Annotated in this window: 2 protein-coding genes and 1 pseudogene; all 3 read right to left on the bottom strand. The window is 48.1% G+C overall.

Features of this window, described 5'->3' with window-relative positions; genetic code table 11:
* On the bottom strand, positions 1–211 hold a 211-nt coding region (locus REG_RS10910; protein WP_260200261.1), incomplete at its 3' end, for an NEL-type E3 ubiquitin ligase domain-containing protein.
* A pseudogene (locus REG_RS14725) lies at positions 190–404 on the bottom strand (NEL-type E3 ubiquitin ligase domain-containing protein). The pseudogene REG_RS14725 and the gene REG_RS10910, both read right to left, overlap by 22 nt.
* Positions 405–453: 49 nt before the next feature.
* Positions 454–711: an NEL-type E3 ubiquitin ligase domain-containing protein gene (locus REG_RS11530; RefSeq protein WP_087943433.1), complete on the bottom strand. Its 258-nt coding sequence runs from the start codon at positions 709–711 to the stop codon at positions 454–456.
* Between the last annotated feature and the right edge of the window lie 87 nt (positions 712–798).

Consider the following 798-nt stretch of genomic DNA (forward strand, 5'->3'; position numbering starts at 1 on the left):
CTTCGTCGTGTAACTGCGCCATCGCTGACTGATAAGGGCTGTTATACAGCCGCTCTAACACCGTTTCCCACGGAGACCAGCGTGACAGCCAAGCGGGGAATTCGCTGTTTTCTCTGTGCTTGACGTTAAGCATCGCTATCTCTAAATCGTCCGGTGTCACACCAGCGGCACCCAAAAAACGCATCTTCTTTACTGCAGAGGAAAGCTGCAAGGGTTCTCACGCAATTCGACTTGATAAGCGAGATAGACTTCAATTTCATCAACAAAACGCAGCGTTTTTACCTTCTCCCGCGCGAGCCTTCCAGGCACTCCAGCGAACATCTCGCGTGCCCTGGAAACCAGCAACGGCAGTTGGCTATCATAAAGCCGTTTTCAACCTCATGAGTAACCTGTGCTTTTTGCATTTCATTGAAGACCCAGGACACACGATCTTCACAACGTTCGGTAGCACCCCTAGCAATCAATCAAAAATGAATGCTGACGTAGCCTGGGCATCGTAGAAAGCAATGATAACCAATCACTAACAAACTGCCTGAACAGGGTATGTTCTGAATTCACGGTGTGAGCCAAGCGGCTGAGAAAGCCAAGAAACGGCTCAGCCCCTTCTTCTTTTGCCATTCCTCGCCACCTTTGTTCCATTTCAGCACGCTGCTCAGGGGGATACCATTCTGCAATGATCTCTTCTATCGATTGAACAGGAGCGGAAGGTATTGTCTAAATAAACATGACAATTTGAGGATAATACCATTATTGTTGGCGGTAGCTGCGTCAAACGATTGTTACTGACATCCAGAGATT

This window comes from Candidatus Regiella insecticola LSR1 (genome assembly GCF_000143625.1).
Lineage (GTDB): Bacteria > Pseudomonadota > Gammaproteobacteria > Enterobacterales > Enterobacteriaceae > Regiella > Regiella insecticola.